The organism is Chryseobacterium sp. HNCC26DJ241, from assembly GCF_057180505.1.
In genome coordinates, this window is sequence record NZ_JBXUGL010000037.1 from 1 (window position 1) to 26,151 (window position 26,151).

26 protein-coding genes are annotated in these 26,151 nt (G+C 32.5%); 16 read left to right on the plus strand and 10 right to left on the minus strand.

Annotated elements, in window-relative coordinates:
- Positions 1 to 191: Hsp20/alpha crystallin family protein (locus AC2A1C_RS13835; protein ID WP_484026413.1), on the plus strand; the 191-nt coding region annotated here is incomplete at its 5' end.
- Positions 192 to 223: 32 nt separating this feature from the next.
- Here the strand turns inward: AC2A1C_RS13835 and gcvT are convergent.
- From gcvT to idi, 4 genes are all read right to left on the minus strand, one after another.
- Positions 224 to 1,327, minus strand: coding sequence for a glycine cleavage system aminomethyltransferase GcvT (gene gcvT, locus AC2A1C_RS13840; RefSeq protein WP_484026414.1), 1,104 nt, complete (start codon positions 1,325 to 1,327; stop codon positions 224 to 226).
- Positions 1,328 to 1,341: 14 nt separating this feature from the next.
- The gene (locus tag AC2A1C_RS13845) at positions 1,342 to 2,301 is read right to left on the minus strand and encodes an HTH domain-containing protein (RefSeq protein ID WP_484026415.1); all 960 of its coding nucleotides are present in this window, start codon (positions 2,299 to 2,301) and stop codon (positions 1,342 to 1,344) included.
- Positions 2,302 to 2,563: 262 nt separating this feature from the next.
- Positions 2,564 to 3,034: a hypothetical protein gene (locus tag AC2A1C_RS13850; RefSeq protein WP_484026416.1), complete on the minus strand. Its 471-nt coding sequence runs from the start codon at positions 3,032 to 3,034 to the stop codon at positions 2,564 to 2,566.
- Entirely contained in the window at positions 3,034 to 3,549 is a 516-nt protein-coding gene (gene idi / locus AC2A1C_RS13855) for an isopentenyl-diphosphate Delta-isomerase (protein ID WP_484026417.1), read from the minus strand. Before idi ends, AC2A1C_RS13850 begins: the two co-directional genes overlap by 1 nt.
- Before the next feature lie 241 nt (positions 3,550 to 3,790).
- Here idi and AC2A1C_RS13860 point away from each other — a divergent pair, with 241 nt between their 5' ends.
- Together AC2A1C_RS13860 and AC2A1C_RS13865 are read left to right on the plus strand one after the other, a co-directional pair.
- On the plus strand, positions 3,791 to 4,192 hold the full coding sequence (locus AC2A1C_RS13860; RefSeq protein WP_484026418.1) for an LNS2 domain-containing protein: 402 nt from the start codon (positions 3,791 to 3,793) through the stop codon (positions 4,190 to 4,192).
- A 49-nt stretch (positions 4,193 to 4,241) separates the two neighbouring features.
- On the plus strand, positions 4,242 to 5,201 hold the full coding sequence (locus AC2A1C_RS13865; protein WP_484026419.1) for a D-2-hydroxyacid dehydrogenase: 960 nt from the start codon (positions 4,242 to 4,244) through the stop codon (positions 5,199 to 5,201).
- A gap of 97 nt (positions 5,202 to 5,298) precedes the next feature.
- Here the strand turns inward: AC2A1C_RS13865 and mscL are convergent, their stop codons facing one another.
- A complete protein-coding gene (gene mscL, locus AC2A1C_RS13870; RefSeq protein WP_484026420.1) occupies positions 5,299 to 5,670 on the minus strand; it encodes a large conductance mechanosensitive channel protein MscL in 372 nt (123 codons plus the stop codon).
- A gap of 123 nt (positions 5,671 to 5,793) precedes the next feature.
- On the opposite strand from mscL, the gene AC2A1C_RS13875 reads away from it, so the two are divergent.
- From AC2A1C_RS13875 to AC2A1C_RS13885, 3 genes are all read left to right on the plus strand, one after another.
- Positions 5,794 to 7,299, plus strand: coding sequence for an NAD(P)H-hydrate dehydratase (locus AC2A1C_RS13875; RefSeq protein WP_484026421.1), 1,506 nt, complete (start codon positions 5,794 to 5,796; stop codon positions 7,297 to 7,299).
- 99 nt (positions 7,300 to 7,398) lie between these two features.
- Positions 7,399 to 8,442, plus strand: a complete 1,044-nt coding sequence (locus AC2A1C_RS13880) for a bifunctional transcriptional activator/DNA repair enzyme AdaA (protein WP_484026422.1) — start codon at positions 7,399 to 7,401, stop codon at positions 8,440 to 8,442.
- A 175-nt stretch (positions 8,443 to 8,617) separates the two neighbouring features.
- Complete coding sequence (locus AC2A1C_RS13885; protein WP_484026423.1) at positions 8,618 to 9,148, plus strand: GNAT family N-acetyltransferase; 531 nt, start codon at positions 8,618 to 8,620, stop codon at positions 9,146 to 9,148.
- Here AC2A1C_RS13885 and AC2A1C_RS13890 read toward each other — a convergent pair.
- On the minus strand, positions 9,145 to 9,345 hold the full coding sequence (locus AC2A1C_RS13890) for a hypothetical protein (protein ID WP_484026425.1): 201 nt from the start codon (positions 9,343 to 9,345) through the stop codon (positions 9,145 to 9,147). The two genes, AC2A1C_RS13885 and AC2A1C_RS13890, sit on opposite strands and share 4 nt — an antisense overlap.
- Before the next feature lie 166 nt (positions 9,346 to 9,511).
- Between AC2A1C_RS13890 and amaB the strand changes: the two genes are divergently transcribed.
- From amaB to AC2A1C_RS13920, 6 genes are all read left to right on the plus strand, one after another.
- Positions 9,512 to 11,062: an L-piperidine-6-carboxylate dehydrogenase gene (gene amaB, locus AC2A1C_RS13895; RefSeq protein WP_484026426.1), complete on the plus strand. Its 1,551-nt coding sequence runs from the start codon at positions 9,512 to 9,514 to the stop codon at positions 11,060 to 11,062.
- Positions 11,063 to 11,134: 72 nt separating this feature from the next.
- Positions 11,135 to 12,463, plus strand: coding sequence for an L-lysine 6-transaminase (lat, locus tag AC2A1C_RS13900; RefSeq protein WP_484026427.1), 1,329 nt, complete (start codon positions 11,135 to 11,137; stop codon positions 12,461 to 12,463).
- 62 nt (positions 12,464 to 12,525) lie between these two features.
- Complete coding sequence (locus AC2A1C_RS13905; protein WP_484026429.1) at positions 12,526 to 12,759, plus strand: DUF2007 domain-containing protein; 234 nt, start codon at positions 12,526 to 12,528, stop codon at positions 12,757 to 12,759.
- 106 nt (positions 12,760 to 12,865) lie between these two features.
- Positions 12,866 to 13,597, plus strand: coding sequence for a LytR/AlgR family response regulator transcription factor (locus AC2A1C_RS13910; protein WP_484026430.1), 732 nt, complete (start codon positions 12,866 to 12,868; stop codon positions 13,595 to 13,597).
- Between the two features lie 174 nt (positions 13,598 to 13,771).
- Positions 13,772 to 15,382, plus strand: coding sequence for a histidine--tRNA ligase (hisS, locus tag AC2A1C_RS13915; protein WP_484026432.1), 1,611 nt, complete (start codon positions 13,772 to 13,774; stop codon positions 15,380 to 15,382).
- A gap of 40 nt (positions 15,383 to 15,422) precedes the next feature.
- Positions 15,423 to 16,220: a class I SAM-dependent methyltransferase gene (locus tag AC2A1C_RS13920; protein ID WP_484026433.1), complete on the plus strand. Its 798-nt coding sequence runs from the start codon at positions 15,423 to 15,425 to the stop codon at positions 16,218 to 16,220.
- A gap of 56 nt (positions 16,221 to 16,276) precedes the next feature.
- Here AC2A1C_RS13920 and AC2A1C_RS13925 read toward each other — a convergent pair whose 3' ends face one another.
- Positions 16,277 to 16,501 (minus strand): YtxH domain-containing protein, encoded by a 225-nt coding sequence (locus AC2A1C_RS13925; protein ID WP_484026434.1) that lies wholly within the window; start codon positions 16,499 to 16,501, stop codon positions 16,277 to 16,279.
- A 263-nt stretch (positions 16,502 to 16,764) separates the two neighbouring features.
- Entirely contained in the window at positions 16,765 to 18,390 is a 1,626-nt protein-coding gene (gene pruA / locus AC2A1C_RS13930) for an L-glutamate gamma-semialdehyde dehydrogenase (RefSeq protein WP_484026435.1), read from the minus strand.
- Positions 18,391 to 18,519: 129 nt separating this feature from the next.
- Between pruA and AC2A1C_RS13935 the strand changes: the two genes are divergently transcribed.
- Positions 18,520 to 18,657: a hypothetical protein gene (locus AC2A1C_RS13935; RefSeq protein WP_484026436.1), complete on the plus strand. Its 138-nt coding sequence runs from the start codon at positions 18,520 to 18,522 to the stop codon at positions 18,655 to 18,657.
- Between the two features lie 42 nt (positions 18,658 to 18,699).
- On the opposite strand, the gene AC2A1C_RS13940 is transcribed toward AC2A1C_RS13935, so the two are convergent.
- Positions 18,700 to 19,137 carry a DUF6526 family protein gene (locus AC2A1C_RS13940; protein WP_484026437.1) on the minus strand — a complete coding sequence of 146 codons (438 nt, stop codon included), beginning with the start codon at positions 19,135 to 19,137 and terminating at the stop codon, positions 18,700 to 18,702.
- A gap of 331 nt (positions 19,138 to 19,468) precedes the next feature.
- Here AC2A1C_RS13940 and AC2A1C_RS13945 point away from each other — a divergent pair, with 331 nt between their 5' ends.
- Together AC2A1C_RS13945 and mnmE are read left to right on the plus strand one after the other, a co-directional pair.
- On the plus strand, positions 19,469 to 21,238 hold the full coding sequence (locus tag AC2A1C_RS13945; protein ID WP_484026438.1) for an aminopeptidase P family protein: 1,770 nt from the start codon (positions 19,469 to 19,471) through the stop codon (positions 21,236 to 21,238).
- A gap of 245 nt (positions 21,239 to 21,483) precedes the next feature.
- Complete coding sequence (gene mnmE / locus AC2A1C_RS13950) at positions 21,484 to 22,968, plus strand: tRNA uridine-5-carboxymethylaminomethyl(34) synthesis GTPase MnmE (protein ID WP_484026440.1); 1,485 nt, start codon at positions 21,484 to 21,486, stop codon at positions 22,966 to 22,968.
- Positions 22,969 to 23,002: 34 nt separating this feature from the next.
- On the opposite strand, the gene AC2A1C_RS13955 is transcribed toward mnmE, so the two are convergent.
- Positions 23,003 to 23,980 (minus strand): Fic family protein, encoded by a 978-nt coding sequence (locus AC2A1C_RS13955; protein WP_484026441.1) that lies wholly within the window; start codon positions 23,978 to 23,980, stop codon positions 23,003 to 23,005.
- A 597-nt stretch (positions 23,981 to 24,577) separates the two neighbouring features.
- On the opposite strand from AC2A1C_RS13955, the gene AC2A1C_RS13960 reads away from it, so the two are divergent.
- Positions 24,578 to 26,151, plus strand: a 1,574-nt coding sequence (locus tag AC2A1C_RS13960; protein ID WP_484026443.1) for a tetratricopeptide repeat-containing sensor histidine kinase, incomplete at its 3' end; no start/stop codon positions are given.

Sequence of the window (26,151 nt, forward strand, 5' to 3'; positions counted from 1 at the left end):
AAGAAAAAGACAAAAACGGAAACTTTACAAGAAGAGAGTTTAATTATAAATCTTTTAATCGATCTTTTACTCTTCCGGATATTGCCGATGATGAAAAAATAGAAGCCAACTACGACAATGGAATTCTAAAAATAGAAATTCCCAAAAAAGAAAATGCAACTCATGCTTCCAGACAAATTTCAATTAAATAGAAAAAGCAGCAATTACGCTGCTTTTTACATTTTTATACAAAAGGAATCTTCACCACTTTTGCCGGAATATTTTTATTTCTAATCTGGATAAAAATTTCCGAACCTAATTTGAAATTTGGTTTATCAACATAAGCTAATCCAACTCCAATTTTTCTCATCGGACTCATCGTTCCGGAAGTTACTTTTCCTATTACATTTCCTTCTCCGCCTACTACCGGATAATCGTGTCTTGGAATTGCTTTTTCCTGCATTTCAAAACCTACTAATTTTCTGGAAATTCCTTCTTCTTTTTGTTTTTTTAGAAATTCTGAATCTACAAAATCTCCTTTATCCAGTTTTGTAATCCAACCTAATCCGGCTTCCAAAGGAGAAGTGGAATCATCAATGTCATTTCCATAAAGACAAAAACCTTTTTCCAATCTCAAAGTATCTCTTGCCGCCAAACCACAAGGAATCAAACCCTCATCTTTTCCCGCATCCGAAATTGCATCCCAAAGTTTTTCGGCTATAGTACTGAGCGAAGTCGAAGTATCATTTTTAAAATACAACTCAAAACCGCCACTTCCAGTGTATCCTGTATTGGAAATAATTACATCACTAATTCCCGCAACAGTTCCCACAGTAAAATGATAATATGGAATTTCTGAAAGATTAGTATCAGTGAGCTTTTGCAAAATTTCTGTAGCTTTTGGACCCTGAACAGCAATAAGAGAAGTTTCATCAGAAACATTGGTCATTTTTGCTCCGAATTTTTCATTGTATTTTGAAATGTGGTTCCAGTCTTTTTCAATATTGGATGCATTCACGACTACGAAATACTTTTCATCATCCATTTTGTAAACGATAAGATCGTCCACAATTCCGCCATTTCCGTTCGGAAGACAGGAATATTGTGCTTTTCCGTTTTCCAAAACATTTACATCGTTTGATGTTACATATTGAAGAAGTTCTTTGGAACCGGAACCTTCAATAAAAAACTGTCCCATGTGCGAAACGTCAAAAATTCCTGCTTTTTCTCTTACAGCAAAGTGTTCTTCGGTAACTCCGGAATATTGTACCGGCATTTCAAATCCTGCAAAAGGAACGATTTTCGCCCCTAAAGAAAGGTGTTTGTTATATAAAGCTGTTTTGTTCATCACAAATATTTTAATTATTTAAGTGGTATATTTTTATGGTTGCAATATATTTCTATTTCTGCATCATTCAAAAAATATTTATCACAAAATTCATTAAGTTCTTTTTCTGTGGATTTATAATACCTTTCTTCTGCAGTAAGAAGTTTGTCTGTTTGTTCAATAAATTTTTCAAAACCGGGATTTATCATGCATAATTTGTCTATGGTTTTAAAATCCAAATCTCTATATTTTGCAGGAAAAAGCACCTTACTTCTATATGGATTTGCATCTAGTTCTATTATTCCTATTCCAAATGACTGATTAAGCCGGCTCATTTCTTCTCGCAAATTATCACCTATTTCAAAAGCCACCAAATAACCATAATTTGACCAGCTAGAATTAGAAACTGCCTGAAAAAAGGCTTTTTTTAAATCGCTGTCATTGTTTATTTCTTTTTTTATTTCATAAGAATTTAGCTTGAAAGTATCTACTTTATTGATGGATTTCAAAAAATTATGGCTGGTTGAGGTTTTAAGATTCAGGAATTTAATTCCTATCATATCGGGATGCGTCCATGTTTGATTGTTATCTTTCATATTCGATTTTTCATGCGAAATGGTTTTAGAATATATACCGATGTTTTTTAAATAGGAGCTTAACAGCTTATGCAAATCTTTTTCGTCAAAAGTTTTTTGAATATTTTTTTTGCTTATGATTTGATTTTTTTGTGCTACACAAGATAATATTTCTAATTCTAAATCTTGTTCAAATTTTGTTAAATAATAAAAATATAACCCTGCTTTTTTAATTCTTTTTATTCTGCTGTCTCCAAATCTAATGAAGTCTCCAAGCAAGGATGATACAGCAGTTGGAGGTTTTTTACAATCTGTAAAATCATAATAATTATTGTTAATAATATTTTGAGTAATTTCTAAAGAGCTTATAAGTTTAGGAGAATCTTCCAAAATTTGGAGAATCGCTTCTTTTAATGTCATAAAGATTTTTATAAAAGTTTTTATCACATATAACGAAGTTCATTTAAAATAATTTTGAATAAAAGTCTAAAATTTAAATTTTTTATTGAATAAGATGAATAAAAAAAATAATATGTGAACGGTAAAAATTATTAATTATCAGAATTTCATCATATTACCTGAATGGTTATGAATTTTATAATCAATGTTGAAATAAAATTTATCTATTTAGAGAATGATAAAAAAATTAGAAATTGAGTATGTAAAATAGATTTTAAAAAAATTATTTGAGTTTAAAACTATTATACGATTCCAAGAAAAGACTTTTGAAATTGCCGTTCCAATATTTGGTTTCACAAAAAATGGTCACTAGATAAAGGAGTTCGTCATTTGCAATCACTTTGGCAGTCCATGTTGCATTTTTTTTATCATCGAGGAAGGTATAAAAATACTCTTTTGTGTTTCGATATTTTTTTACAACAATTTTTTCAGGATTTTCAGTAGAACCAATTACATCCAGAATTAGCATTTTGGTTTGTTCTTCGGTAAGATTCAGATCACGATAGCCGGAAATGGTAATAGCTCCAATTTCACTATCCGGAAAAATATTAATAATTCCCTCATCATTAGTAGCCTTCCAAAGTTCCGGATATTCTATGATAAAATTATCAGTTTCGTATTTTTCTGAGAGATTACTGCTTTTGAAAGAAAGTAAAAGGAAAAAAGCACAAACGAAAAGAATGAGTTTTTGCATTACTCTATGATATGATGTTTATATTCTTCTAAAATTATTTTGAACCATTCGGTGAAATTTTCAGGATTTACCTGTATTTCTTTTTCAAGATTTTCCATGGAAATATACCGAACTTCACTTACCTCATTTTTGTCAGGATTAAAATCTCCATCATAAATTCCGATAAAAACATGATCCAATTCATGTTCCCAAAGATTTCCTCCAACATCTGCTTTATAAATAAAATGGAATTTTTCTGAAAGTTCGGTTTCAATACCCAATTCTTCTTTTAGGCGGCGTTTTGCTCCTTCCAGATAAGATTCTCCATTTCTTGGATGCGAACATACAGCATTAGTCCATTGGTTGGGAGAGTGGTATTTTTCTTCGGCACGTTTTTGTAAAAGCATTTCACCTTTTGAGTTGAAAAGAAAAACCGAAAATGCACGATGCAACAAGCCATTAATATGAGCTTGCTGTTTTTCCATCAATCCTAAAACTTCATCATTCGGATTTACTAAAACTACCAGTTCTTCCATTGTTACAAATTTAGGTTTATTTCATCATTTTGTAAAATATTTGTTTAATTTTTTGATATTCATTTCTTGTATGAAGGATTTTGATTTTTAAAAATGTATAATTTTAGACTAATTTTTTTAGCTTTTTTCTTAATTAAATTCGTTTTTACTACTGTTTTTTGAAGGTTTTTTAATGTTAATGAATTTTAACAAGTGTTTTTCATGTAAATTTTGTAATTTTGCACATTCAATTTTTAAGATGATGGAATTAGAATTTAAAGACCATTTAAGCCCAATGCTGAAAGGCGATATCAAAAACTATTTAATTGATATTGATGGCACTATTACAGATGATGTTCCGAATGAAGAACCTGAAAGAATGATTACTTGCGAACCTTATCCGGATGCTTTGGAAACAATCAACCGTTGGTACGATCAGGGACATCAGATTTGTTTTTTTACTTCTAGAACGGAAGATTTGAAGCAAATCACCATTGATTGGCTGGATAAAAATGGTTTTAAATATCATAGCGTATTATGTGGAAAACCAAGAGGAGGAAACTATCACTGGATCGATAATCACTTGGTGAAAGCAACCCGCTACAAAGGAAAATTTACCGATATGGTAGAAAAGCAAGTAACAATCGAGGTTTTCAAAGATTAAAATTAAATTTTTTATTTAATCTTTTAAATTCTTAAATGTTTAAATTTTTATGAAAATATTAGCAAACGACGGACTGGATCAATCAGGAATTGATGCTCTTACGGAGAAAGGTTTTGAAGTGATCACTAAAAAAGTTCCGCAAGAATTTTTGGCCGATTTTATCAATGATCATCAAATTAAAACGGTTTTGGTAAGAAGTGCTACACAAATCAGAAAAGATATTATTGATAGTTGTCCTTCCCTTGAAATCATTGGAAGAGGAGGTGTTGGAATGGATAATATCGATGTGGAATATGCCCGTGAAAAAGGCATTCATGTGATCAATACACCGGAAGCATCTTCTGCGTCAGTTGCGGAACTGGTGTTTGCTCATTTATTTTCAGGAGCAAGATTTTTGGAAGATTCTAACAGGAAAATGCCTGTTGTGGGCGATACAGAATTTGCAAATCTGAAAAAAAATTATGCAAAAGGAATTGAACTTCGTGGCAAAACCATCGGAATCATTGGAATGGGAAGAATTGGTCAGGAAGTTGCAAAAATTGCGCTTGGACTTGGAATGAGAGTGATTGCTGCGGATAATAATATTGGAAAAGCGAGTATTAAGGTAAGATTTTACAATAATCAGTTTATCAATGTAGATATTGAAACTGAACCTTTAGAAGATGTTTTCAGACATTCGGATTTTATTACGCTTCATGTTCCTGCTCAGAAAGAAGGATATATGATTGGGAAAAAAGAATTTGAAAATATGAAAAACGGAGTAGCAATTGTAAATTGTTCCAGAGGTGGAGTCATTGATGAAAATGCTTTGATTGAAGCCTTAGATTCCGGAAAAGTTTCATTTGCTGGATTAGATGTTTTTGAAAACGAACCAACTCCTTCAAAAGCCATACTTTCTCATCCAAAAATCTCTCTTACTCCTCACACTGGTGCATCTACGGTAGAAGCTCAGGATAGAATCGGGCTTTCTCTTGCAGAACAAATTTGTTCGATTTTACAGGTTTATTAAAAAAAGTTAGATACTATATGAATATATTTTTTTAAATGTATTCGATAAAAAATCGCTTCAAAGTACTTTGAAGCGATTTTTATTTTTTTAGAATAGGTTACTTTTTTTTGAGTTCATCTCGGATCTCCATTAGGAGTTTATCCGTAGAAGAAGGTTCAGCAGGAGCTTCTTCTGGTTTTTTGTTGATTTTATTAGCTCCTTTTATTAGCAAAAATAAAACAAAAGCGATACACAAAAAGCTGATAATGGCAGAAAGAAAATTTCCATAGGCAACTCCATTCCAAGACAATTCTTTTATATTTTCAGCACCGGCAGCTTTCAAAGCCGGATTCAGAAGTAATGGAGTGATTACATCATCTACCAAAGATTTTACAATGGCTCCAAATGCACCACCAATGATAACACCCACTGCCAAATCCATTACATTTCCCTTGAATGCAAATTCCTTAAACTCTTTAATAAAACCCATAGTTATTTTTTTTATATTTATAAAAACAAAAGTATCATTTTTTTAAATAAAAAAGCAATAAATTTTATTATTGATGCTGAGCTTCAAATTGAGAATATTTAATTTTTTGAATAAAGAAAAAAAATGAAAATCCTATCTGCCGATCAGATTCGGGAATGCGATGATTATACGATAATAAATGAACCGGTTTCTTCCATCCAATTGATGGAAAGAGCTGCAAAAAAATGTGCAGATTGGATACAGAATTATTTTAAAAACCAAAATGAGGTTTCCATTTTTTGTGGTTGCGGAAATAATGGTGGAGACGGATTTGCTATTGCAAGAATGCTTTATCAAAAGGGTTTTGATGTGAATGTTTTCATGGATCGATCCAATGAGAAATTTTCGGAAGATGCAGGAATAAACTTTTCAAGAATTAGAAAAATTTCGGGTATTAGTTTGTATGATTTTAGTGAATCGAACAAATTTCAATTCAAACAAGATAGTGTAATCATTGATGCACTTTTTGGTATAGGGTTGAATAAAAAAATCCAAGGGAAAATTAAAAACCTGATAAGTGATCTGAACAAACTTGACCTTCCAAAAATTTCAATTGATATTCCGTCTGGTTTATACGCAGATAAAGGATTGGAAGACGATTCTATGGTTTTTCAAGCGGATCACACTCTTACTTTTCAATTTCTGAAACGCATTTTTTTGCATCCTGAAACCGGAAAATTTTGTGGTGATATTCAAGTTATGGATATTGGTTTGAATGAAGAATTTATTTCTGAAGCTGAAACGGATTTTTTTGTTACGGACAATCATTTGGTCTCCGAAATTTACAAACCACGAAAAGAGTTTTCACATAAAGGAAATTATGGAAAATCCTGTATTGCAGCAGGAAGTTTCGGGAAAATAGGAGCGGCAGTTTTGGCTACAAAATCTGCTCTGAAATCAGGAAGCGGACTTACATTTACTCTGGCTCCGAAATGCGGCTATGAAATTTTGCAAACTTCATGTCCGGAAGCAATGTTTCTTTACGGTGGTGAAGATTATATCCATCATTTCGAAGTGGAAAATGATTTCACTTTAGGAATCGGTCCCGGTTTGGGAACCGATCCGGAAACTGAAACTGCCTTTCTTGAGTTTTTAAAAAATTATAATAAACCTTTGGTTTTGGATGCCGATGCGTTGAATATTATTTCCAAAAAATCTAATAATGTAGAGCTTATTCCAAAAAACTCTATTATTACTCCGCATCCTAAAGAATTCGAGCGATTGTTTGGAAAAACAAATGACTCTTTTGAAAGATTGGAACTTGCCCAGAATATGGCAGAAAAATTTAGCATTTATATCATTTTAAAAGATCATCATACACAAATCGTTTCACCGGGAAAAAAAGTGTATTATAATCTTACGGGAAATTCAGGAATGGCAAAAGGTGGGAGTGGAGACGTTTTGACAGGGATTATTACTTCGCTTCTGGCACAGAATTATTCACCTGAAAATGCTGCTATTTTCGGAGTTTGGCTTCATGGAAAAGCCGGAGATTTTGCTGCTGAAAAATATTCTAAAGAAGCAATGCAACCTTCTGATCTAATAAATAGTATCGGTGAAGTTTTTCAATATTTAGCAAAAAAAATCTAATTTCTATTTTTAAGTTTTTTGGAATTAAAAATATCTGTTCATTTTTCGGTTGTATTTAGGTTTTTAAAAGAATTACATTTGTATCAATGAATTTGTCTTATGGAACTTACAGATCAAATAATGTACAATGCTTCGGTAGAAAAAAATCCCGAATTTGAAGGTGTTTTCTGGATGGGAGTAAAAACCACCGGAATTTTTTGTAGACCCACTTGTACGGCGAGAAAACCAAAACCGGAAAATGTAGAATTTTTTGAAAATACAAAGGATGCTATTCTGAAAGGATATCGTCCTTGCAAAGTATGCAAACCATTAGAAAATCCTGACGAAACTCCGGAATATATTCAGAAAATTTTAGACGAAATTTCAGAAAATCCCATGCTGAAATTCAAAGATTCAGATTTAGTGGAACGTCATTTAGAACCTGCAACAGTTCGTCGTTGGTTTTTAAAAAATCATGGGATGACGTTTCATGCTTTTCAGCGGATGTTCAAAATAAATTCTGCATTCAAGAAATTGCAACAAGGTGAAGCTATTACCGATACAGCTTTTGATAGCGGCTATGAAAGTTTAAGTGGTTTTAATGAAAGTTTTAAAAACATAATGGGTGTTTCTCCAAAAAAATCTAAAAATCAGAAAATTATTGATCTGAAAAGAGTGGAAACTCCTCTCGGAACCATGATTGCTTGTGCGGATGAAAACGGAATTTGCATGTTGGAATTTTATGACAGAAAATCACTTTCCAAAGAACTCATGGAAATATCAAAATATTTTGATGCTACCATTATACAGGGAGAAAATCCTCATTTTAAAGTATTGGAAAAAGAGCTTTCGGAATATTTTGAAGGAAAAATAAAAAATTTTACAGTTCCGCTTTCACCTGTTGGTACAGATTTTCAGAAAAATGTATGGAAAGTTTTGCGAGACATTCCTTACGGAACAACGAGAAGTTATCAGGAACAAGCAAATGTTTTGGGAAATCCAAAAGCAGTTCGTGCAGTTGCGAATGCCAATGGTTTAAATAAAATTTCTATTATTATTCCGTGTCATCGCGTTATCGGAAGTGATGGAAAACTTACAGGTTATGGAGGCGGAATCTGGCGAAAACAGAAATTGCTGGAACTGGAAAAAGCGATCTTGTTTTAATTTTAGTTTATCAATAAAAAAAGGGAAAGCCATGTTTCAAGAATGAAACATGGCTTTAAAATGAATTTATTAATCGACTTATTTTTTGCAAATCTACAAAAAAAATTATTATCTCAAAATGATAAAATAGATTTTGCGTAAATTTTTTTATATTTTTAATATAATTTTTTTTAAAATGAATATTCAGCATCTTCTTGAAAATGAAAATGTAAAGCTCATTCCTTTACAGAAAGATCATTTTGAAAACCTTTATAAAGTTGCATCAGATCCCAAAATTTGGGAACAACATCCTAATAAAGACCGCTATAAAAAAGAGGTATTTGAAATTTTTTTTGAAGGAGCTTTGCTTTCACAGGGAGCTTTTCTAATTATAGATAAAGAATCTGGTGAAATTGCTGGAAGTACACGTTATTATTCTTATGATGAAGATGAGAATTCCATATTTATCGGATATACATTTTATGGAACAAAATTTTGGGGTTCAAAACTTAATCCGCAAGTAAAGAAATTAATGTTGGATTATATTTTTCAATTTGTAGATTTGGTGAAATTTCATGTGGGAAAAGAAAATAGACGGTCAAGAAAAGCAATGGAAAAATTAGGAGCAGAACTGAAAGGAGATGTTCCCGTTGCGTATTTTGGAGAAGATACCAAAATGAATGTAGAATATTGGATTACAAAAGAAAACTGGGTAAAATTGAATTAATCAAATAATGCAGTTACATAATCTTTAATAATGACCCAGAAATTTTTTCCCAAGAAATAGATTAAGGTAGATGTAATAATTCCTTTTACCGTAAAAAAGATTATTCCTCCAACTCCGAAACGTTTTACCCAGCGTTTCCACACTGACTTTTTTTCTTCAGGAACAGTTTTATTTTCTGTATTCAGATCACTTTCCATTGTTTGCTTTTTTGATTCCTACAAAAATACAAATTTTCAAAAATTTAGTTTTGTTCTAAATCCATGATTTCTTTAAGGATATGTAAAATTCGATTCGGATTTTTTAAAACGTTTTTGCGGTTTTGCGAATTGTTATTATATTTAAGGACAATCGAAATTAACTTTTATGTCAAAAAAATCAAACGATTACGGAATAGAAAAATCGCTTAAAAATTTAGGAATAAAATCAGAAAATAAAGGCGTTTCAACTGGCGGAAAGTATTTTGCAAATGGTGATTTGCTGGAATCTTATTCTCCGACAGACGGAAAACTTATCGCTAAAATAAAAATGGGTTCTGCTAAGGATTATGACAAAATTATAGAGACAGCAAAACAAGCGTTTAAAGAATTTCGTCTTATTCCGGCACCAAAAAGGGGAGAATTGGTAAGACAATTTGGGCAAAAATTAAGAGAATATAAAGATGATTTAGGAAAATTGGTTTCCTACGAAATGGGAAAATCTTTGCAGGAAGGTTTGGGTGAAGTTCAGGAAATGATTGATATCTGCGATTTTGCAGTTGGACTTTCGCGCCAGCTTCACGGTTTTACGATGCATTCCGAAAGACCGGGACACAGAATGTATGAGCAATATCATCCAATGGGAATTGTAGGAGTAATTTCAGCTTTCAATTTTCCGGTGGCGGTTTGGTCTTGGAATACGGCTTTAGCTTGGATTTGCGGAAATGTAACTGTTTGGAAACCATCGGAAAAAGTGGGTCTTTGTGCAATTGCTTGTCAGAATATTATCAATGAAGTTTTAAAAGAAAATAAAATGCCGGAAGGAATTTCCAGTATGATTGTAGGAGATCACACTATTGGCGAAAAATTGGTGGAAGATAAAAATATTCCCCTGGTTTCTTTCACAGGTTCTACCAGAGTGGGAAGAATGGTGGGAGCTAAAGTAGCTGAAAGATTTGGAAAATCCATCCTTGAATTAGGCGGAAATAATGCCATCATTATTACAGAAAATGCAGATCTTAATATGTCTATTATTGGTGCGGTTTTCGGAGCAGTTGGAACAGCTGGACAACGTTGTACATCCACAAGAAGATTGATTATCCACGAATCGGTTTATGATGAAGTGAAAAACCGTTTGGTAAAAGCATACGGACAAATAAAAATCGGAAATCCGCTTGACGAAAAAAATCATGTAGGGCCACTTATCGATAAAGATGCAGTAAAGCAATATGAAGCAGCCATCCAAAAATGTAAAAAAGAGGGCGGAAAATTTATAGTTGAAGGAGAGGTATTGAAGGGAAAAAACTACGAATCAGGTTGCTACGTAAAACCATGCATAGCTGAAGTAAAAAATTCTTACGAAATTGTTCAGCATGAGACTTTTGCGCCAATTCTTTATTTGATGAAATATAAAAATCTGGAAGAAGCCATTGAAATGCAAAATGATGTTCCACAAGGTTTGAGTTCTGCAATTATGACTCAAAATCTTAGAGAGGCAGAATTATTCCTTTCTCATTCTGGTTCAGATTGCGGAATTGCCAATGTAAATATCGGAACTTCGGGTGCAGAAATTGGTGGAGCTTTTGGTGGAGAAAAAGAAACCGGAGGTGGAAGAGAATCAGGTTCTGATGTTTGGAAATATTACATGAGAAGACAAACGAATACCATTAATTATACTACAAATCTTCCTTTAGCACAGGGAATTAAATTTGATCTATAGGAAATATAAATCAGACTGAACTTGTCTAATGCTTTTAGATGATATTAAATTAACTAAATTAAAGAAAACTATATGAGTGCAATTGCAGCAACAAATACCACCAATAAAGTAAAAGAAATCCTTTCCAGACACATTCTTGCAGATGGTTTCGATTTTGTCATGGATTTTGAAAAATCTCATGGCTCATGGATTTATGATAAAATTACAGGAAAAGAATTTTTAGATATGTTTTCCATGTTTGCATCTGCATCCATTGGCTATAATCATCCTTATCTTGTAGAAAAATCTGCGTGGCTGGGAAAAATGGCCATTAATAAACCTACGCTTGCTGATGTATATTCTGATGAATATGCACATTTTATGGAAGTTTTTGAAAGAGTGGCTATTCCTGAAGAATTGCAGTATGCTTTCTTTATTTCTGGTGGAACTTTGGCTGTAGAAAATGCAATGAAAGCGTGTTTCGACTGGAAAACCCGCAAAAATTTTCAAAAAGGATTGGAAACACAAGCCGGAATTTGCATTCACTTTAAGCAGGCATTTCATGGAAGAAGCGGATATACGTTGAGTTTAACCAATACTGCCGATCCAAGAAAGTATCAATATTTTCCGAAATTCGACTGGCCGAGAATTTTAAACCCGAAACTTACTTTCCCGATTACGGAAGAAAATCTGGAAGAGACCATCAAGAACGAAAAACTGGCGTTATTGCATATTGAAGAGGCTATCATTTCCAATCCTGATAAAGTAGCTTGTATCATTATCGAGCCAATTCAGGCAGAAGGTGGAGACAATCATTTCCGTGACGAATTTTTTATAGAATTGAGAAAACTTTGCAATCAGAATGAAGTTTTACTAATCTTTGATGAAGTACAAACAGGAATAGGAATGACGGGGAAAATGTGGGCATTTCAACATTTCAGTGTAGTTCCGGATGTTATTTCTTTTGGAAAGAAAACACAAGTTTGCGGAATTTTGGCCAACAAAGAAAAATTTGATGAGATTCCGAATAATGTGTTCAGAGAAAGTTCCAGAATCAATTCTACTTTTGGAGGAGATTTTATGGATTTTCTTCGTTTTCAGCTCATTCTGGAAGTAATAGAAAATGAAAATCTTATTGAAAATTCCAGAAGAGTAGGAGAATTCCTTTTAGAAGGATTAAAAAAATTAGCAGAAAAACATCCCGAAAAAATTTCACATCCAAGAGGAAGAGGTTTGATGTGTGCTATAGATTTGCCTTCACCGGAGCAAAGAGATCAGCTTCAAACCGAATTGTATAAAGACGGAATGATTATTTTGGGATGCGGTACACATTCTCTTCGTTTCCGTCCACACCTTAATGTTTCTCAGGAAGAAATACAAATTGCTCTGGATAAAATCGATATGAATATCAGCAAAATTTGATGACTCAAATTTGTTTTTTGTTTTAGTTTTTTCTACTTTAGAAATCTTAAAAATGAAAAGTTATGGAAAGACAAACGAGAGTGAGCGTTTTTGAGAGCGAAAATCCTGCCGAAATTCAACTGATAAAATCAAAACTAAATGAAGCAGGTATAGAAAATTTTACACAAGATGCTTATATGACATTTACCACAACACCTACTGCAAGAACTCTCAAGCTGCAAGTGAATTTAGTGGACGAGCAGAGAGCTTTTGAGATTATTGATGCCTATATTCAACAAACAAATGAATTATCATAAAATTCATAATTTTAAATTTTACTACTTTAGAATCGGGACAAGCAATTGTTCCGATTTTTTATGAAATATTATCAGGATTTGCTAAATTGTACCATATTTTTTTTGAATGAAAATAAAATCCATTATTGTAGACGACGAAAAAATTGCAAGAAATGTTTTACGGAATTACCTTACGAAATATTGTCCGCAAGTGGAAATTCTTGCAGAAGCGGAAAATATAAAAGAGGCGGTTCCGCTTATTCAGGAGCATCGTCCGCAATTGGTTTTTTTGGATGTGGAAATGCCTTTCGGAAACGCTTTTGACGTTTTGGAAGCCACAAAAGATTACGATTATGAAACGATTTTCATTACCGCATTTTCAGAATATTCTTTAAAGGCTTTAAACAAAAGTGCTTCTTACTATATTTTAAAACCAATTGATATTCAGGAGCTTATTTCTGCGGTGAATAAAGTCGCTGAAACTATTGAAAAAAATGAAGAATTCAACAGGAATAAAATTCTTCTCGAAAATCTGAAACAAAAACCTGAAAAGCAGCAAATTATTCTTCCAACACTTCAAGGTTTTGATGTGGCAAGAATTGATGAAATTGTGCGTTTGCAGGCGGATGGAAATTTTACCCAGATTTACCTGAAAGACGGAAGCAAAAAAATGGTTTGCCGTTTCCTGAAATATTTTGACGAATTGCTGGATTTTCCTTTAGTTCGGGTGCATCGTTCTCATATTGTGAATTTCAATTTTGTAAAATCCTATCATAAAAACGGCGAAATCGTTTTACAGGACAATACCGAAATTGAAGTTTCCGGAAGTTATAAAGAGCAGTTTCTGAAACTCTTTTAAAATCCCTATTTTTGCAGAGCTTTTAGAGTTTTAACCACAAAAGTCACAAAAGAAAAACTTTGAAAAATTAAAAAAATCAAAAGTTTTATAATTTGTTTTTTGAAAACCTAAAGACGAAAAATCTTTTGTGATTAAGCAAAAATCAATTATCATTCATCAATTATCATTCATAAAATGAAACCATCTTTAGCTAGAGGAACGCGTGATTTTACTGCTACAGAAGTAGTGAAAAGAAGATACATTATCAATGCATTACAGAAAAATTTTGAACTATTCGGTTTTCAACCATTGGAAACGCCGAGCTTTGAAAATCTTTCCACACTTACTGGAAAATATGGAGAAGAAGGCGATCGGCTGATTTTTAAAATTCTGGAGTCTGGTGATTTTTTCATGAATAAGAGACAAAACATTGAAGATTTTTATAAGTCATTAATATATTTTGATTATTATTATTATAAAATTCTGTCGGGTGAAATTCAAAAATTTGATGAAATAGTTTTTTTTGATAATATCTCAAAAAGTGATTCTGATTATATTTTTAGATTTTTTAAAAATAACATTGACTATTTAAAAACATTTGACACCAAAGTTCAACATAATAGTTTTGGTGAGCGTGAAGATCCAATAGACAAACAAAAAGCCACTATTCTAAATTTATTTATTACGGGTTACTATAATAATATTGGATTGGATTCTAAAAGTTTAGTTAAGGAGATTTCAGACAAAGCGCTTCGTTATGACCTTACCGTTCCTTTTGCCCGTTTTGTAGCCATGAATCACGGACAATTGACTTTTCCTTTTAAACGCTACCAAATTCAGCCGGTTTGGAGAGCAGATCGTCCAGCAAAAGGACGTTTCAGAGAATTTTATCAGTGCGATGCAGATGTTGTAGGCAGCGAAAGTCTTTGGCAGGAAATAGACTTGGTTCAGCTTTATTTGAAGTCGTTTAATGATTTAAAAATTTCTATAAAAATTCATATTAATAACAGAAAAATACTTTCCGGATTGGCAGAGTTTGCCAATATTTCTGAGCAACTCATTGATTTTACTGTTGCTTTGGATAAGCTGGATAAAATAGGAAAGGATGGAGTGATAAAAGAACTTCAGGGAAAAAATATTTCTGATGAAGCTATTGAAAAGCTAAGTTTTCTTTTTGATAACCATTCGCAGGAAAAAGTACTATCTATTTTGAAGGAAAATTTTGAAAATACTGAAATTGGAAAAAAAGGTATTGAAGAATTAGAATTTGTTTTGGAAAATTGTAAAAATTTAGGAATTGAAAACGAACTGGTTTTCGATATTACTTTAGCCAGAGGTTTGGATTATTATACAGGTGCAATTTTCGAAGTGAAAGCTGAAAATGTACAAATGGGAAGTATTGGTGGTGGTGGAAGATATGACAACCTTACGGAAGTTTTCGGGGTAAAAAATATTCCGGGAATTGGGATTTCGTTTGGTTTGGACAGAATTTATCTCGTGATGGAAGAACTTGGACTTTTTCCTGAAAATACAGAAGATAAAGTTGAATATCTCTTTGCTAATTATGGAGAAAAAGAAGCTCTGGAATCTTTGAAAATTATTTCGAAACTTCGTGAAAAAGGAATCTCAGCAGAACTCTTTCCTGAAGCTGGAAAAATGAAGAAATTCTTTTCGTATTCCGAAAAAAGAGGAGTGAAGAATCTTGTGTTTTTAGGAACTGAAGAAATTTCAAATAAAACAATTACGATAAAAAATCAGGAAAGCGGAGAACAGAAAACAATTTCGCAAGAAGAATTTTTACAATAAATGATTTTCCACACTTTTGCAAAGTATAAATAACTAAAAAATGGAAAACTATCTTGATATCAACCGAAATTCTTGGAACGCAAAAGTAGAGCCGCATCTGAAATCGGATTTCTATTTTGTGGAAGATTTTTTGAAAGGAAAATCTTCTCTGAATTCCATAGAACTTGATATGTTGGGAAATATTGAAGGAAAAGAAATTCTTCATCTTCAATGTCATTTTGGTCAGGATTCCATTTCATTGTCCAGATTAGGTGCAAAAGTGACCGGAATAGACCTTTCGGATAAAGCTATTGATACGGCGAAAGAATTAGCCGAAAAATGTGGAACAGATACAGAATTTATTTGCTCCGATATTTATCGTCTTTCCGAAGTTCTCAATAAAAAATTTGATATAGTTTTTACCAGTTACGGTGTTATTGGCTGGCTTCCGGATTTGGATAGATGGGCAAAAGTGATTTCTCATTTTTTGAAACCGGAAGGAAAATTGGTTTTTGTAGAATTTCATCCTTTTGTATGGATGTATGATGATGATTTCCAGTTTGTAAAATACAGTTATTTTAACGAAAAACCAATTGTAGAAACCTATGAAGGAACTTATGCCGATCAGTCGGCTGATATAGTTCAGGAGTATGTAATGTGGAATCATCCTACATCAGATGTTTTGAATGCACTTCTTAAAAATGGATTGGAAATCAATAGTTTTAATGAATTTGATTATTCACCTTACGCTTGTTTTCGGCATAATGAAGAAATTGAAGCCGGAAAGTATAGAATTCCAAAATTTGTGCAAAAAATTCCTTTAGTTTTCTCAATTGAAGCCACAAAAAAACCGTCTTAAAAATTTAAGGCGGTCTTTTGTAAAAAACTATATGAATGTAAAAAACTAAAGTAAAATTAATTTTGCGAAATGGTTTCGTCTGCTTTGTTCTTAATCTGAGAAGCTACATCATTTGCTTTAGATTTAAGATCATTACCAAATTTGTTTAAATTATCTTTGGCAGTATTTATTTTATCTTTGATGGCTTGTTTTTCTTCAGGAGTAGAGTTTTTATATTTCCACCATGCTAAAGCTCCAAGTCCCAATAATGCTAACAATCCGTTTCTTTTAGTATTTCCCATGATTTTATTTTTTTAATCGTTTTTAAATATTTAATTTGATAAAATTATGTATGTAAACTTTATGCCAAAAATTAAATCCAAATCATAATTTTTTGTTAAAATTAAAAGTCTTAAAAATTTGACTACTAATTTTTTTGATTTTTGAACATCTGTAATGATTTTAACGAAAAATTGAAAAAATTAGTATAGATGTTTGTAGGAATTCACAATAAAAAATCCGCAAATTTTTGTTTGCGGATTTTTTGTTCTATAATTTCGGGATTTTAACCCAAATACGGATATTTATAATTTTTTGGTGAAACAAAAGTTTCTTTAATGCTTCGTACAGAAACCCATCGTAAAAGATTCATTTTAGAGCCGGCTTTATCGTTGGTTCCGGAAGCTCTGGCTCCGCCAAAAGGTTGTTGTCCTACAACAGCTCCGGTCGGTTTATCATTGATATAGAAATTTCCTGCTGCATTTTCAAGAGCTTTGTATGCTTCATCAATAGCATATCTGTCTTGCGAAAAGATAGAACCTGTAAGAGAATAAGGCGAAGTGGAATCTACTAATTTCAAGGTTTTTTCCCAATCCTGATCTTCATAAACATAAACGGTTAAAATTGGACCGAAAATTTCTTCACAAATAGATTCGTATTGTCCGTTTGTGGTTTCAATTACTGTTGGTTCTACAAACCATCCGGTTGTATTGTCGCATTTTCCTCCGAAGATAATTTCTGCATCATTGGATTTTTCGGCTCTTTCGATATATCCTTTGCATTTATTGAAAGAATTTTCATCAATTACGGCATTCACAAAATTGGAAGGATCTTCCGGTGAACCTATTTTTATGGTTTTCAACTGAGCTTCCATCACATTTTTTACATCTTCCCAAAGAGATCTTGGAACATACGCTCTGGAAGCAGCAGAACATTTTTGTCCCTGATATTCGAACGCACCTCTTACCAAAGCAGTAGCTACAGCTTCAGAATTTGCACTCGGATGCACCATTACGAAATCTTTTCCTCCGGTTTCTCCTACAATTCTTGGATAGGTTCTATAATTATGGATATTGTCGCCGATCATTTTCCACATTCCCTGAAAAACTTTTGTAGAGCCTGTAAAATGAAGGCCTGCAAAATCAGGATGAGCCAAAACTTTTTCAGCAGTTTCTTTTCCGTCTGTGAAGACCATATTGATTACGCCATCAGGAAGTCCGGCTTCTTTAAAAATTTCCATGATGACATGTGCAGAATATACTTGTTTATCCGAAGGTTTCCAAACTACAACATTTCCAAGCATAGCCATACAAGACGGAAGATTTCCGGAAATGGCTGTAAAATTGAAAGGAGTAACAGCAAAGCAAAAACCTTCTAAAGGACGATATTCTGAACGATTCCAAATTCCTTCACTGGAAACGGGCTGTTCTGCATACATCTCCGTCATAAATTCTACATTGAATCTCAGAAAGTCTATTAATTCACAAGCAGAATCTATTTCCGCCTGATGTACATTTTTGGATTGTCCGATCATAGTAGCTGCATTCAGACGATCTCTGTAAGGACCGGCAATAAGATCAGCAGCTTTCAAAAATATGGAAGCACGCTGTTCCCAACCTAAAGAATTCCATTTTTCTTTTGCAGCAAGAGCAGTTTCGATTGCCTGATCTACATGAGACATATCGCCTTTGTAATAAAATCCTAAATCATGTTGATGATCTTGTGGAGACTGAAGTCTTACTTTTTCATTGGTTTTTACTTCTTTTCCTCCGATTATCATTGGGATTTCCGTTTTTTCGTTCCACATTTTTTTGTATGTGGCGATAAGAGATTTTACTTCTGAAGAACCGGGTTCGTAGCTTTTTACAGGCTCATTGATAGCGAAAGGAACCTGAGATATGGCTTTTGACATAAAAAAAAATTAGTTGATTTGTTTGCTCACAAATTTACATTTTTAAAATGGATTGAGAAACAACAGATGATAATAGAAAAGGCTTGGAATTTGCATTCTAAACAAAGACAACCCCCACAAATAAACATCATGGAAGATAAAAGAAATATACCGCCAAAAGGTGTTGTTATAGCAGTTATAGCCATTATCGTTATGATTATTGTTTATATGGTACTTACTACAGTTTTTCCTGGACTTTTTCGCTCCATGAATCAGGGAAATATTTGAAAAGAATAGCTTTTTAGAATATTTATATTGTATTGCAATTTTTTAAATCCTATAATAATCAGGTCTCCAATTTTTAATTAATTTTTTTATTTCGGTTCCGTTCAAATCTTCCTTAAGAGTTTTCTCCAAAAGAATTTTGAATTCATTATCATACGCAAAACGCAAAGCCGCAATCTGCCCGAAATTCAATTTTTCTTCAATATCATCCGATCGCATTCCGTATAATTCGAAGTATCGTTGTTTAAATTCTAAAATTATTATTCTGTTTTGCAATCCCAACGCATAATGCTGCCGAATCATAACGGCAAGAAAAAGCAAAAGAAAAATAATAGTACCGAATAAAATCCATACGATGTAATTTTCATTGTCTGTAAAAATTTTGTAAATACTTGTAATTAAGAGTATTACCAATAAAGGAAGATATACAAAATGATGAGGTGGATAGTACATCCGATGATTGTGATAGTTCTGGTTTTTCATAAGAAAAAAAATTTAAATAAAGGTACAATCTTGATCTATGTTAATGAATTGTATAGTTAAATTATATAAATTTGTTTGAAAAATTTGGAAGTCCAACAGAAATTGAATTAAAATTTTAAGTTTTCGAGAAACAAGTTTTCTTGGTTATGTACTAGTAAAAGAAGGCCATTTGGCTTTCTTTTACTATTTTGGCTTCCAAGATTTATACTTCAGAAAGGCTTTACAAATTTACATTATAAAGATTCTGGAATCAATGTTTATGCTTTGTTATTTTTATACATCATTCAAATTCTCTAATTTTATAAAATCTAAAAATTTGATTACACTAAAAATGACAACTCCCGAAAAAATAACGTTGCTAAGAGAAAAAATGACAGAAAACAATATAGATGCATTCATCGTGTTTTCTGCCGATCCACATATGAGTGAATATCTTCCTGAAAACTGGAAAGAAAGATCGTGGATTTCAGGATTTACAGGTTCTGCCGGTTTTGTGGTGATTACCAATGATAAAGCCGGACTTTGGACGGATGGAAGATATTTTGTACAAGCTCCAAAAGAACTGGAAGGTTCCGGAATTGATCTAATGAAAGAAGGAATGGAAGGAACACCAGATTATATGGATTGGATTATTTCTCAGGTTCGTGAAGGTGGAAAAGTAGCCGTAAATGCTGTTGCAACATCGAATACAAATTGGGAAAATCTCACTTCAAAACTGAAAACAAAAAATATTGAATTGGTTGATCTTCCGCTTTTGGATCAGGTTTGGATAGAAAGAGCAACTCCTCCGAAAAATCCAATTTTTGTGCATCCTGTGGAAAGGGCGGGAAAATCTGTTTTTCAAAAATTGTCCGAAATCCGACAAAAAATGGACGAACAGAAAGCAACATTGCATATTATTTCTAGTTTGGATGATGTAGCATGGACTCTGAATCTAAGAGGAAGTGATGTGGAAGCCAATCCTGTTTTTTTAGGATACATTATTCTTACTTTAAATGAAACTTTTTTGTTTGTCGATCTGGAAAAACTGAATACAGAAGCCCGAAAACAACTCGAAGAGGCAGAAGTGAAGGTAATTCCGTACGAAGAGTTTTTTGGATATCTGAAAAATTTGAAAAATGAGAAAATCCTGATTTCTCCTAATTCTAACCAGTTCATCTTTGAATCGTTGAAAGAAAAAAATACTTTCATAAAAGCTGCTGTTCCGGGAAATATTATGAAGGCTCAAAAAAATGAAGCGGAATTGGCAGGTTTCAGAACGGTAATGGAAAGAGACGGAGTTGCGATGGTGAAATTTCTCTATTGGCTTAGTCACCATGTAGGAAAAGAACCGATGACGGAATATTCTATCGGGCAAAAATTAATAGGTTTCCGGAAAGAGCTGGAAAATTTTGTAGGGGAAAGTTTCGGAAATATTGTTGGTTATCAGGAAAATGCGGCTATTCCTCATTATTCTGCAAAAGAAACCGGAAGCAAAGAAGTGACCAATGAAGGAATTATCCTTGTAGATTCCGGTGGTCAGTATTTGGAAGGAACTACCGATATTACTAGAACTTTAGCTTTGGGAGAAGTTTCGGAAGAATTTAAAACCGATTATACTTTGGTGCTTCAAGGAATGATTCGTCTTTCTATGGTGAAATTTGCCAAAGGAACTCGTGGAAACCAATTGGATGCAATTGCAAGACTCCCACTTTGGATGCACGGAAAAGATTACAATCATGGAACTGGTCACGGAGTCGGAAGTTTTATGAATGTACATGAAGGTCCGCAAAGTTTCAGAAAAGATCTAAATCCTACAGAATTGTTACCGGGAATGGTACTTTCCAACGAGCCGGGATTTTATAAAGAAAATCAATACGGAATTCGACATGAAAATTTGGTAGCGGTAAAAGAATGGAAAACCACAGATTTCGGAACTTTTTATGAATTTGAAACATTAACGTTCTGTCCATATTTTAAAGATACCATCGTTAAAGAAATCCTTTCCCAAGAAGAAATTGAATGGCTGAATGATTATCATAAACAGTGTGAAGAAAAAATTGCGAAACATTTGGAAGGCGACATTCTAAATTGGTTTTTGGAATTGGTAAAACCTTTGTAAAATTACTAATCATAATTATCCCATAAATTCAAAATTTTATGGGATTTTTTATGAAAATAACCTTGTCAGAAATAGCCCTGATTGACTCTTTTTTTATATTTTTTAGAGGAATCGTCGAAACTCGTTTCTCGTTTTGTAGTGGAAATTCCGCAGTAAATGATGGGTTTGGGAAGGAACGAGGAATTGCAACGGAAAGCAGGAAATAGCTTCTAAAAATTAATTCAAAAATAGATTAAATTTGCCAAATGAAACAAGACACTATTTGTGCTTTAGCAACAGCAAACGGAATCGGCGCAATAGGAATTATCAGAATTTCGGGAGAAGATTCCATTTCTATCGTTAATAAAATTTTTGAAGGAAAAAATCTTGAAAAAGTAAAATCTCATACCGTTCATTATGGTTTTATTGTGGAGAATAAGGATCAAGTCTTCGACTCCGCTCAGACTGACAGACAAGAGGCAAAAAGCGATAGACAAGAGCAAAAAACCATCAACCAACAACCATCAACCGACAACCAAGAAATTATCGACGAAGTTATGGTTTCCGTTTTTCATGCTCCAAAAACCTTTACCACTGAAAATTCTGTGGAAATTTCGTTTCACGGTTCGCCGCATATTGGGAAAAAAATTCTGGAAGTTCTGATAAAAAATGGAGCAAGAATGGCAAAAGCAGGAGAGTTTACCATGCGTGCTTTCCTGAATGGAAGAATTGATCTTTCACAAGCTGAATCTATTGCCGATCTGATCGCTTCAGAAAACGAGGCTTCTCGAAAAGTAGCTCTTCATCAACTGAAAGGAGGGATTTCTAATGAAATATCTATTTTAAGAGGCGACTTGCTGAATTTTACGTCATTGATAGAATTGGAGCTTGATTTTGCAGAGGAAGATGTAGAGTTTGCAGACAGAACGGCTTTGAAAATTCTTCTTGAAAAAATAAAACTCAAATTGAAGTCTTTGATAGACAGTTTCCAATACGGAAATGCCATTAAAAATGGAACTGCGGTTGCGATTATTGGAAAACCCAATGCCGGAAAATCGACACTATTAAACGCTTTGCTGAAAGAGGAAAGAGCAATTGTAAGCAATATTGCCGGAACAACAAGAGACACTATTGAAGAAATTCTCCATATAAAAGGACACGCTTTTCGCCTCATTGATACGGCCGGATTACGTGAAACTTCCGACGAAATTGAAGCAATTGGTGTGAAAAAAGCGAAAGAAAAAGTAGATCAGGCGGATGTTTTGGTTTATTTGCTGGATGCCGAAACTACCGATTTTTCTGAGGATTTGCTGATGCTGAAATCGCTTTTGAGACCGGATATGAAAGTGATTGTTTGTGCCACCAAAATTGATGAGGTTTTGCCAAGTCATTATAGTTCTATAGAAGATGTTTTCAGAAAAGAAATCGTGCAAGAATTTGATTTTATTCCTATTTCCGCCGTTGAAAACCAAAATATTCAGGATCTTAAAAATGAATTGTCTTCGTATGTGGAACAATTAAAATCTGAGGAGAATAATGTTGTAATTACCAATCAACGCCACTATGAAGCCCTGCAAAAATCTCTGGAAGCTGTATATAAAGTAAAAGAAGCCATCACTTCCCAAATTTCCACAGAATTATTGGCGTATGAACTTCGCAATGCATTGGAACATCTCGGTGAAATTTCCGGCGAAGTAACCAATGATGAGGTTCTGGGGAATATTTTTTCTAAGTTTTGTATCGGGAAGTAGTTAAGTAAGCGTTTTGTTTATAAAATAAGAAGTGTCAATTACTTATTTTTGCATAAGTTAAAAACTCATACTCCGTCATCCTCATTTCCCCAGATTTTTGTAAAATTCCCTGTTCCACAGCCCATTTCAAATCCCGGCTTGCAGTGGGAGCAGAAATATTTTTGAAAGTTTGTAAATACTCTTTTCGGTTAAATTTATTTTGACCTATTTTTTCTTTAAATAGGGCTATTCTATCCTCTGTTCGAAGAGTTTTATTTTGAGATTGTAAAAGCTCTTCTAAAGCGCACAGAATAATTCCTAGCATAAATTCTATGAATGGAGTAGAATTACCTTTTTTATCAGATTCAGAAAGTTTGCTGTAATATTCATCTTGTCTTTGTTTGATTAAACTTTCAATTGGTAAATATTCAAAAACGGGATATTGTTGCATTAAGATTAAAGTTTGCCAAAGCCTTCCCATTCTGCCATTGCCATCAACAAAAGGGTGTATAAATTCAAATTCATAATGAAATACACAGCTTTTTATTAAGGTTAAATCTTTATCTTTTTTCAGATATGCAAAAAGGTCTTTCATTAATCCATTGACCATTGTTCCACTTGGTGCAACATGTGCCACTTTTGAGCCTTTCACAATACCCACATTTGTAGTCCTTAATTTTCCAGCATTATCAACCAAGCCATTCATTAAAATAGAATGAGCTTTTTCTAAATCTTTCAATTGATTAGGATTGAATTGATGTAGTTGCTCGTAAACTTTTATAGCATTCTGAACTTCAAGAATATCTTTTTGCGGTGCAACTACTCTTTTATTTTCTAGTAAGGCTGTAATTTGTTCTTCAGTTAAAGTATTACCTTCAATTTCTAAAGAAGATTGAATTGTTTTTATACGATTTCTTTTTCGTAATTCTGTGGTAGGTTTGTAGAGATGAGTTGCATTAATTTCTCCTATCTTTTCGGAAATAGAAGCAATTAAAGTCAAAATTTTATCTGTTATTTGATAAGAAGGTTTCATTGATGATAATATCATTTGATACTATCAAAAGTATAAATTATATTTGATTCTACAAATCAAAAGCAATTCCAAAACTGCTGATTTTTGTCTTTGAAAGTGAATGTTTTTAAAACTTTTGGCGTTCATTTGTCTCACGTTTAGTCCAAAGCATTAATTTTGCTACATATAGTTACTTTCTGTATTTGCAAATGACTTTTGTTTTCCATTGTTTGCTCATGCTTTCTTTTCTTTGATTTTATCTGATTTTCAGTCTGATAAATACAATTTTTTATGGAACAGTTTTCTTATAGTTTCTTTTATTTCCTTATTTTATATACCTCTTGTACACCTTGAAATTGAAAAGAATATAAAGATGTACAAAAATGTTTTCAAGATAAGCATCAAAAAAATGCAGGTTTTCCTCGAAATCACACTTACTTTAGTAGATGAGATATTTTTAAAATTGTTGAAAATAATTTTTTTGTGCGATTATATTTTTAGTCATTTCTAATAAGTTTGCTTATTTTAGTTGCTTATAAGCGAATTCATTTTTAGATTTACCTCTATTATATGTACAAATATTATTTAATTTTATTCTTTTTTATTAATTTTTTTTCCTTGGGACAAGAAAAGAACCCTACAATTGAAGATCTGATTTCAAAGTGCAGAAATAACCTTAACAAGAATTTAGATTCTTCTTTTTATTATGCCAAAAAAATTAATATTATAAGCCAGAAAATTAAAAGTAATTTTTATTTGTCAAGAGGTTATTATATATTAGGATTTTGTTACTATAAAAAAGGCGATAAAAAGTCTGCTCAGAAATATATCTACCGTTCTATTCCTTTGGCGCAAAAGTTTAAAAATTTTGAAGCCCTATCACTTTCCTTTAACTTATTAGGACTTATTAATTATGAATCAAATAATTATACAAAAGCATTAGAGCTATATTTAAAATCATTGGATATAGCTGAAAGTCATAAATTATATAGAAACAAAAGTTTTGTATTAAAGAATTTAGGCAATCTATTCATATCACAAAAAGATACTCTTACTGCTATAAAATATTATGAGGAAGATTATAAAGTATCAAAAGAAAATAATCTTAAAGTTGAAATGTATGGAAGCTGTAATAATTTAGCACAAATATTAGACAAAAGAAATCCTGCCTTAGCGTTAAAATATTATAATACAGCTCTTTTAATAACTCAGGAAATTGATAATAAGTATGGGCAGTTCAGTGTACATATTAACCTTCATAAACTCTTCATGCAAAATGAAAACTTTAAAAGTCTTTCAAAAGCAATATTCCATTTAAATGCTGCCAAAGATTTGATACCCAAAATTGGTGATCAGAGTTTGTATTTTTATTATTACTACAATTTGGGAACATATTATAATAAACTTGGCCAGTTAGAAAAAAGTATTTCTTTCTATTTAAAAGCTCTTGAAGTCTCAAAAGAAAATAATATGTCTCTAGAAGAGAAAATAGCATTAATTGAAAACATATATATTACATTCGAAAGAACTAGTGATTATAAGCAGGCCTATCATTATAAAACATTGTATCATAAATTAAATGACAGTATTTTTTCAGTAGAGAAAAACAAAAACCTCAATGAAATTATTACCAAATATGAAGTAGATAAAAAAAGTGCTCAAATACAATTATTGAACCAGCAAAAAGAAATTCAAAATAAAAAGAATAGACTTGTTATTATAACTTCTCTATTTCTCATTCTCTTATTGGCTGGTTTTTTATACTTTGTTTATAAAAAAGTACAGTTTCAGAAAAGATTACGTTTCCAGGAAAATATCAATCATCAACAGGAAAAAGTAAAGCTACTGCAAGACCAGGAACTGAAAAGAATGGCCGCCTTGATAGAAGGGCAAAATTCTGAACAAAACCGTATTGCCAAAGACCTGCATGACGGTGTTGCAGGTGATCTGGCAGGGATGAAGTTGTTATTGGCCAAAGAAAATACAAGCCTTAATAATAAAAATTTAGAGAAAATTCAGAAAGGCCTTTCCGATATATTTCAAGAAATACGGGAAATTTCTCACAATTTAAGTATTAATGGCATCAAAGAAAAAACATTATCAGATCTTTTACATGATCTAAAAGTTAAATACCAGAAAAGAAACGAATTTAGTTTTGAGGTCTATATTTATCCGGAAAATGCTGTTGATAA

Bases quoted from the DNA above. Each gene is read 5' to 3' on its own strand.
- AC2A1C_RS13860 (WP_484026418.1), top strand. From the start codon at position 3,791: ATGGAATTAGAATTTAAAGACCATTTAAGCCCAATGCTGAAAGGCGAT.
- pruA (WP_484026435.1), bottom strand. From the start codon at position 18,390: ATGTCAAAAGCCATATCTCAGGTTCCTTTCGCTATCAATGAGCCTGTA.
- AC2A1C_RS13865 (WP_484026419.1), top strand. From the start codon at position 4,242: ATGAAAATATTAGCAAACGACGGACTGGATCAATCAGGAATTGATGCT.
- lat (WP_484026427.1), top strand. From the start codon at position 11,135: ATGAGTGCAATTGCAGCAACAAATACCACCAATAAAGTAAAAGAAATC.
- hisS (WP_484026432.1), top strand. From the start codon at position 13,772: ATGAAACCATCTTTAGCTAGAGGAACGCGTGATTTTACTGCTACAGAA.
- idi (WP_484026417.1), bottom strand. From the start codon at position 3,549: ATGGAAGAACTGGTAGTTTTAGTAAATCCGAATGATGAAGTTTTAGGA.
- AC2A1C_RS13880 (WP_484026422.1), top strand. From the start codon at position 7,399: ATGGAACTTACAGATCAAATAATGTACAATGCTTCGGTAGAAAAAAAT.
- AC2A1C_RS13945 (WP_484026438.1), top strand. From the start codon at position 19,469: ATGACAACTCCCGAAAAAATAACGTTGCTAAGAGAAAAAATGACAGAA.
- AC2A1C_RS13850 (WP_484026416.1), bottom strand. From the start codon at position 3,034: ATGCAAAAACTCATTCTTTTCGTTTGTGCTTTTTTCCTTTTACTTTCT.
- AC2A1C_RS13910 (WP_484026430.1), top strand. From the start codon at position 12,866: ATGAAAATAAAATCCATTATTGTAGACGACGAAAAAATTGCAAGAAAT.
- mnmE (WP_484026440.1), top strand. From the start codon at position 21,484: ATGAAACAAGACACTATTTGTGCTTTAGCAACAGCAAACGGAATCGGC.
- AC2A1C_RS13905 (WP_484026429.1), top strand. From the start codon at position 12,526: ATGGAAAGACAAACGAGAGTGAGCGTTTTTGAGAGCGAAAATCCTGCC.
- AC2A1C_RS13955 (WP_484026441.1), bottom strand. From the start codon at position 23,980: ATGAAACCTTCTTATCAAATAACAGATAAAATTTTGACTTTAATTGCT.
- AC2A1C_RS13845 (WP_484026415.1), bottom strand. From the start codon at position 2,301: ATGACATTAAAAGAAGCGATTCTCCAAATTTTGGAAGATTCTCCTAAA.
- AC2A1C_RS13935 (WP_484026436.1), top strand. From the start codon at position 18,520: ATGGAAGATAAAAGAAATATACCGCCAAAAGGTGTTGTTATAGCAGTT.
- AC2A1C_RS13925 (WP_484026434.1), bottom strand. From the start codon at position 16,501: ATGGGAAATACTAAAAGAAACGGATTGTTAGCATTATTGGGACTTGGA.
- AC2A1C_RS13875 (WP_484026421.1), top strand. From the start codon at position 5,794: ATGAAAATCCTATCTGCCGATCAGATTCGGGAATGCGATGATTATACG.
- mscL (WP_484026420.1), bottom strand. From the start codon at position 5,670: ATGGGTTTTATTAAAGAGTTTAAGGAATTTGCATTCAAGGGAAATGTA.
- AC2A1C_RS13885 (WP_484026423.1), top strand. From the start codon at position 8,618: ATGAATATTCAGCATCTTCTTGAAAATGAAAATGTAAAGCTCATTCCT.
- gcvT (WP_484026414.1), bottom strand. From the start codon at position 1,327: ATGAACAAAACAGCTTTATATAACAAACACCTTTCTTTAGGGGCGAAA.
- AC2A1C_RS13940 (WP_484026437.1), bottom strand. From the start codon at position 19,137: ATGAAAAACCAGAACTATCACAATCATCGGATGTACTATCCACCTCAT.
- AC2A1C_RS13920 (WP_484026433.1), top strand. From the start codon at position 15,423: ATGGAAAACTATCTTGATATCAACCGAAATTCTTGGAACGCAAAAGTA.
- amaB (WP_484026426.1), top strand. From the start codon at position 9,512: ATGTCAAAAAAATCAAACGATTACGGAATAGAAAAATCGCTTAAAAAT.
- AC2A1C_RS13890 (WP_484026425.1), bottom strand. From the start codon at position 9,345: ATGGAAAGTGATCTGAATACAGAAAATAAAACTGTTCCTGAAGAAAAA.